This window comes from Glaciimonas sp. Gout2 (assembly GCF_035018905.1).
GTDB lineage: Bacteria > Pseudomonadota > Gammaproteobacteria > Burkholderiales > Burkholderiaceae_D > Glaciimonas.
In genome coordinates, this window is sequence record NZ_JASJXA010000083.1 from 1 (window position 1) to 6,540 (window position 6,540).

At 45.2% G+C, this 6,540-nt stretch carries 6 protein-coding genes; 5 read left to right on the forward strand and 1 reads right to left on the reverse strand.

The features are described from left to right. The 3 genes from QN379_RS22775 to QN379_RS22785 form a co-directional block, all read left to right on the forward strand. On the forward strand, positions 1–656 hold a 656-nt coding region (locus QN379_RS22775; protein ID WP_323507704.1), incomplete at its 5' end, for a VRR-NUC domain-containing protein. Between the two features lie 4 nt (positions 657–660). After that, on the forward strand, positions 661–2,934 hold the full coding sequence (locus tag QN379_RS22780) for an ATP-dependent DNA helicase (protein ID WP_323507705.1): 2,274 nt from the start codon (positions 661–663) through the stop codon (positions 2,932–2,934). Positions 2,935–3,206: 272 nt separating this feature from the next. Next, positions 3,207–3,668, forward strand: a complete 462-nt coding sequence (locus QN379_RS22785; RefSeq protein WP_323507706.1) for a divalent metal cation transporter — start codon at positions 3,207–3,209, stop codon at positions 3,666–3,668. A 127-nt stretch (positions 3,669–3,795) separates the two neighbouring features. Here the strand turns inward: QN379_RS22785 and QN379_RS22790 are convergent, their stop codons facing one another. After that, positions 3,796–4,272: a hemerythrin domain-containing protein gene (locus tag QN379_RS22790; RefSeq protein ID WP_322238546.1), complete on the reverse strand. Its 477-nt coding sequence runs from the start codon at positions 4,270–4,272 to the stop codon at positions 3,796–3,798. Between the two features lie 569 nt (positions 4,273–4,841). Between QN379_RS22790 and QN379_RS22795 the strand changes: the two genes are divergently transcribed. Both QN379_RS22795 and QN379_RS22800 read left to right on the forward strand, forming a co-directional pair. Continuing rightward, the gene (locus tag QN379_RS22795; RefSeq protein ID WP_323507707.1) at positions 4,842–5,828 is read left to right on the forward strand and encodes a hypothetical protein; all 987 of its coding nucleotides are present in this window, start codon (positions 4,842–4,844) and stop codon (positions 5,826–5,828) included. Positions 5,829–6,223: 395 nt separating this feature from the next. Next, positions 6,224–6,427: a cold-shock protein gene (locus QN379_RS22800; protein ID WP_168057001.1), complete on the forward strand. Its 204-nt coding sequence runs from the start codon at positions 6,224–6,226 to the stop codon at positions 6,425–6,427. Positions 6,428–6,540 lie beyond the last annotated feature (113 nt).

The window sequence follows — 6,540 nt, forward strand, 5'->3', positions numbered from 1 at the left end:
GTATTGACCTATCGCTGCCTAATCTCTTCGACCAAACAACCGTAGAGGAACGGGTCCGGGATCATTTGGAAAAAAATGGCCAAAATGGATCAGCGCCAATTTTGGATGACGCACATCTCACGCATGTATATTATGTAGAAAACGGTCTGATTAATTCGTTGTTTGGCTTGTTATGTTGGAGTGCGGTCTTTGCGCCGATTCCAAATGCTTTTTTTCATCCTTTTCACACCGGCCCGGCTGATTTGTACGGCCCTGAGTTCTACCAACGCCGCGCGGTGCAATTCGGCGAATGTCTGCGGCAGCTTGATAGCGACCAATACATTGTCACCATACGTCAATACTTTAAAGACAAATGGGGAATACAGTCCCCGTTTGTATTCTGGCCTTTAATGACGGAAACCTTGCTGGATCTCGCTCTTTCATGCATACCAGCCCACCATTTGAAGCACTGCTTCGAACGCATTTTGTCGGATATCAAATCTAATCGTGCGGGGTTCCCGGATCTGATCCAATTTTGGCCTGATCAGAAAACATACCGCATGATTGAGGTAAAGGGACCTGGCGATCGCCTGCAAGATAATCAGTTACGTTGGATTAACTATTGCGCCAGCCACGCCATTCCCATTGCTGTGTGTTACGTCCAGTGGGCGGAGTAAAAAAATGCAATACGTCGTTGCCGTCCGAAACTTATGCGAATTCACCGCTAAGCGCGGGGATCTTGATTTACGTTTTACGCCATCCCCGTCCGCGCAAGAAGGTATCGCGGGGCACGCGATTGTCCAGGCTCGCCGGGAAAAGTCATATCAATCTGAGATTAAGCTTCTGGGAGAAGTGAAGAATTTACGTGTCGTTGGACGTGCAGATGGGTACGATCCAATCCACAATCAGCTTGAAGAAATAAAGACCTACCGCGGCGACATACGCCAGATACCCGATAATCACCGTTCTCTGCATTGGGCCCAGATAAAAGTATATGGGTGGTTATTTTGCCAGGAGCGTGGTCTCTCCGAAGTACGACTGGCGGTGGTTTACTTTGATATTGGCAGCCAGCAGGAAACCGTCATATCAGAACTCCATACGGCGCAGACGCTAAAGCATTTTTTTAATGATCAATGTGAACTATTTTTGGAGTGGTCAGAAAAGGAATTGACGCATCGTGCGGAACGCGATCAAGCGTTAGATGCTTTACAGTTTCCTCATGATGCTTTTCGGCCCGGACAACGGGAATTAGCCGAAGATGTTTATCGCGCCACGACGAGTGGGCGATGCCTCATGGTGCAAGCGCCAACTGGTATCGGAAAAACGATCGGCACCATATTTCCGACATTGAAGGCTTGCTCTAAACAGAAGTTGGATAAGATATTTTTCTTGACGGCCAAGACCTCTGGTCGCGCTCTTGCTTTGGATGCTCTGGAGTTGATAAAAAATAGGGCATCTACTTTACCGTTACGCGTACTTGAACTGGTTGCTCGGGATAAAGCTTGTGAACATCCAGACAAAGCCTGTCACGGAGATTCTTGTCCACTCGCGAAAGGTTTCTACGATCGCTTACCGATGGCGCGAAAGGACGCAGTGAATATCCATACGATGGATAAAGCATCTATTCGCAAGTTGGCATTGGCGCACCAGATATGTCCTTATTATCTTAGTCAGGATATGGTGCGTTGGAGCGACGTCGTGGTGGGTGACTATAACTACTATTTTGATCTTAATGCCATGCTGTACGGTTTAACTGTCGCCAATCAGTGGCGAGTAACCGTGCTGGTGGACGAAGCACATAATATGGTTGAACGTACGCGTAAAATGTTCACCGCAGAATTAAATCAGAGCGATTGTAAGCGCGCGCTTCGGGAGGCTCCACTGGGCCTCAAAAAGACCTTGGAAAGGTTTCATCGTCAGTGGAATGCATTACACAAAAATCAAACTGCGCCATATCAGGTTTATCCGACTATTTCGCAAAAATTCGTCACGGCTATGCAACAGACCATCAGCATGGTCTCCGAATATCTAAATGAAACTCCTGTCGGCCCTGACTCGGGGTTATTGCGTTTTTATTTTGATTTGCTGCATTTTTCGCACCTGATTACAATGTTTGATTCTCATTCGCTGTTCGATATCTCAAAAGACATTGATATATCGCAGCATAAAGCGAGTCAAAGTGGTGTCACTCTTTGTCTTCGTAATATTATTCCAGCACCTTTTCTCGAGCAACGCTTTGCGGTAGCAAGATCAGTTATTTTATTCTCTGCAACATTAACGCCCTCGTATTTCTATAGCGATACGCTCGGACTGCCAGTTGACACTGCAAGGATTGAGGTTAGGTCGCCGTTTGGCCCAGATCAATTGTCTGTCTATATCTGCGATATCTCCACGCGATACAAAGACAGAGACTCATCATTAGAGCCCATCGTGGTATTGATGGGTGGTGCTTACATAAAGTTGCAGGGGAATTATTTAGCTTTTTTTAGTAGTTTTAATTACCTTCAAAAAGCGGCTGATCTTTTTTCAATCCGACATCCCGACATTCCAATATGGATACAGTCGCGGCGCATGGTGGAATCCGATCGCGAGGATTTTTTGGCGCGCTTCTCTTCTGGAGGTAAGGGAATCGGATTTGCGGTACTTGGAGGAGCCTTCTCGGAAGGTATCGACTTGCCAGGTAACTGTCTTATTGGCGCATTTATCGCTACATTAGGATTACCACCACTCAATCCTGTCAATAATCAAATGATGCAATCTATGAACGCAACTTTCGGGTCTAACGTCGGTTATGACTACACTTATTTATTTCCTGGGATACGCAAAGTCGTTCAGGCCGCTGGCCGTGTGATTCGGACAGAATCTGACCGTGGGACTATTTATTTGATTGACGATCGATTTGCACAGCGGAAAGTGGCTAGCCTTTTACCAGATTGGTGGGTGATTAAAAATTAATCATAACTTATGCGCGAAAGAATACTGGTCACCCATGTAGACACATTTTGCGGCTTAATTCGCAAGCCATTAACCTGCATGGCTTCCTTATGGGATTGTAGAACTTCTGCTAATTACTAACACAATCAATATTGCGGCGGATATTGCCGCGATGGGTGAAGCGCTGAAATTGTTAGTCGGTTTATCGGCGCACGTTCTTGCTCTTTGCTTCGGATTTCTGTCGTTGCTGCTACAAATATTTGTACCGCTAAGCGGTACGTTCGATTGCTAAAATGGCTCACTCTGACATTGCTGGCTTATGTAGCGACCGCATTCATTGTATATATTCCCCGGACGCATATTGTGGAAATTTATTTCCACAACTCTCTTGGAGGCCAGAATTTATTACGACTGTTGTTGCCATATTCGGTACCACAATCAGTCCCTATCTGTTCTTCTGGCTGAGCTCCAAAGAGGTAGAAAACCAATTGGCTGATTCAAATGCCAAACCACTTAACGACACGCCAGAGCAGCCACGTTCGAATTTTCGTCGCATTAAAATTGACCCGCTTATAGGAATGCGCTTCTCTAATATAGTCGCGTATTTCATTATTCTCACAACAGCGGTAACACTGAATTTACATGGTGTCTCTGACATCCAAACCTCGGCGCAAACAGTGGCGGCGTTGCGACCTATTGCCAGTAAGTTTGTTTTTTGGCTTTTTAGTGCCGGCATTATTGGTATTGAGCTATAGAGAAAAAGCGGTGTAGTGACAATCACAGGCATACAGTCCACCCGTAATACGTTTTATCAATCGCCGCTCCGTCCCCATAAATCTATTCTGAATATATCACTGACAAAGGAGATATTGAACTCTGATTTTAGACACCTTCCCCTGAGAGCTGATCTTTTCGGTCAAGCATTTGATCCCTTAATGAAAGCAGATCAATATGTGACTTTCTGGCTTGTGGAAACATATCTTTCTCCTCTTCTTTAACGTGATGCTCAATCTGTTCGGACAGCACTTTGACTTTGGCATTAAATAGCGCATCTTCAGCAGACATCGACTGAATTTGCGCAATGAGTTCTTTTGCGCTGGCGTGCTCTACCACAGCTTCGTTGACAAGCACTGGCCCTTCTTTTGAAATATGGCGGACGGCAGGGTAAAAAATTTCTTCTTCAATGATGCAATGTTTACTCAGAGCAGAACATATCTCGTTAGCCAAGTTTTTCTTGCCGACGTAGGCGTGCTCTCCTAAGGCTTCGAATTTCTTAAACATTGCTTTAACCGTTTCGTGCTCATGCTCTAGCATCGTGACGGCATCCTTGAAGTGTGGTTTAGTCTCGTTGATATCCATGGCGATCCTTTTGAATAGGAGGTGGAAGGAGAATTGAGGAACAGAATGTACCAATGATGAAATTAAATGTAGAAGGACATATCAAAAAAGTAAAGTACGGTTTCTTTTGCTATCTCAGTAATGACGACTAGCTTGCCATTCGGAAAATGCCGTTTTTACTAATCGTGGTTCCGCAGATACAAACCAGATTCTGGTGTTTTAAAAATAAACAAGACGTATTTTTATTACTTTTCATTGCTGCAAGAATCCGACACCTAGTTAAGAAATAAATAGGATGGATCGATATGCAGTCAATTATGGCCTAAAAAAGGTTGGGTAATAGTCGATCCTTTTCACCGTTTCCTACAGAAAAATCAGTGTTTCGCCGATATCTCAGGGTTCGTCCCACTATTACTCTTTGAACATGTAATCCGAATTGGATATTTGGAGTTGAGGTGCGATTATGCGGAAGGTTTCTCTATTCCTGTTTGCCTGCGGGCCGCGTTATCTGCACCTCTTCTTTTTAACCAGAATAATTTGAACACTATGACCGCATGGACTTCAATTTGTGATAATTTAAGGAGAGTCAGATGGATGCTCAGCCCAGAATTCCCGGTTTAAATCCGCTTGAAATTGAAAAAAATTACGCTGCGTTTGATGGAAATACTTCTGGTGTATCGTGGGGCGCGATTTTTGCCGGCGCCGCCACCGCCGCAGCTTTATCCCTTATCTTAATTATTCTTGGCGGTGGTTTAGGGCTTTCAGCAGTTTCGCCATGGTCGACCAATAATATTCCGATGGGTAAGGCGACCATTATTTGGCTCGCCTTTACCCAACTCGCCGCTGCTGGGATTGGCGGTTATATGGCTGGTCGCCTTCGTGTAAAGTGGGTAAGCGTGCACACGACTGAAGTGTATTTTCGCGACACTGCGCACGGGCTACTATCGTGGGCAGTGGCAACTTTGCTCACCGCATTCTTTCTGACTGGTGCGGTACGAGCGGTGTCGAGCGGTGCGATTGAGTTAGGTGGGACGGCCGCTACAGCTATGGGTGCCACAGGGGGAGCAGGCTCCAATTCGATTAGCTATTTTTCGGACATGCTTTTGCGTTCAAGCCAAGCGACTTCCCCTGCTGACAATGGTAACGTAAATGCCGGTTCTAATTCGAATACCAACGCATTAAACGATACCAGTAACAGCGGAACGGTTGCTGTTCCGGGTACTAATGCAGTACGCCAAAATGACAATCCTGCTTTACGCGCTGAAGTTTTAAGAATCTTTGCCAATGACCTGCGCAGTGGCCCTTTGTCATCTGACGATAAACAATACCTATCGCAGCAGGTTGCTCAAGTTACTGGGCTATCAAGGGCAGAAGCAGATAGGCGTGTTGATGATGTATATGCGCGTTTATCAAAAGTCAAATCAGATACCGAAGTTGCGGCAAAAGATACTGCTGACAAGGCACGTAAAATAGCTGCGCAATCAGCATTGTGGATATTTGTCGCATTATTAGTTGGTGCATTTTTCGCAAGTATAACCGCGACGCTTGGAGGAAAACAGCGTGACCGAGTGTTGTAACGCGTTGTAAATTAATCTAACTTTCTTCTATCAACTTGTCTGGCCGCGCAATTAGTTGATCACTACAGGAGAGCATTATGGGCTCAATATTATTATGGCTTATTGGCATTCCAATTCCGATTATCATTTTGATTGCCTTGTTACATTAGTTTTTTGGGTGCTTTGAGCGTCAATACTAAGTGGCAGCATCTATGTGACTTTCCGATTCCGGTTGAAATTGAACTGGCAGGAATTCCACACTGCTAGTGAACCATGTGTATGGCATCAAAGTATCGATCAAACAAAAAAATTAATAGGTGACCATTGCGTCCTTATTAGTAGAGGAGAGTTAAAGGGATGGTCAGTATCTGAGGTCCTCGCAACTCGTTCGGCGTTTAATCTTGGAAGGACGTATTATGGCAACGGGTACCGTCAAGTGGTTTAATGACTCAAAAGGCTTTGGCTTTATCACCCCCGATGATGGAGGAGAAGATTTATTTGCACATTTCTCTGCCATCCAAATGGGGGGATTCAAAACTCTTAAAGAAGGACAAAAAGTAACGTTTGACGTTACGCAAGGCCCCAAGGGAAAACAAGCCTCTAATATTCAAAATCCTTAACGCGTGATGTGCGTGGGGCTTTACGCCCACATGATTAAAAGGCTCACGTTCGGGACGGAGCGTGAGCCTTTTCTGCAACTAAAGAAAGTGTTGTTGAGCGGCGTTATTTGTAC

Bases quoted from the DNA above. Each gene is read 5' to 3' on its own strand.
- QN379_RS22780 (WP_323507705.1), top strand. From the start codon at position 661: ATGCAATACGTCGTTGCCGTCCGAAACTTATGCGAATTCACCGCTAAG.
- QN379_RS22785 (WP_323507706.1), top strand. From the start codon at position 3,207: ATGGCTCACTCTGACATTGCTGGCTTATGTAGCGACCGCATTCATTGT.
- QN379_RS22800 (WP_168057001.1), top strand. From the start codon at position 6,224: ATGGCAACGGGTACCGTCAAGTGGTTTAATGACTCAAAAGGCTTTGGC.
- QN379_RS22790 (WP_322238546.1), bottom strand. From the start codon at position 4,272: ATGGATATCAACGAGACTAAACCACACTTCAAGGATGCCGTCACGATG.
- QN379_RS22795 (WP_323507707.1), top strand. From the start codon at position 4,842: ATGGATGCTCAGCCCAGAATTCCCGGTTTAAATCCGCTTGAAATTGAA.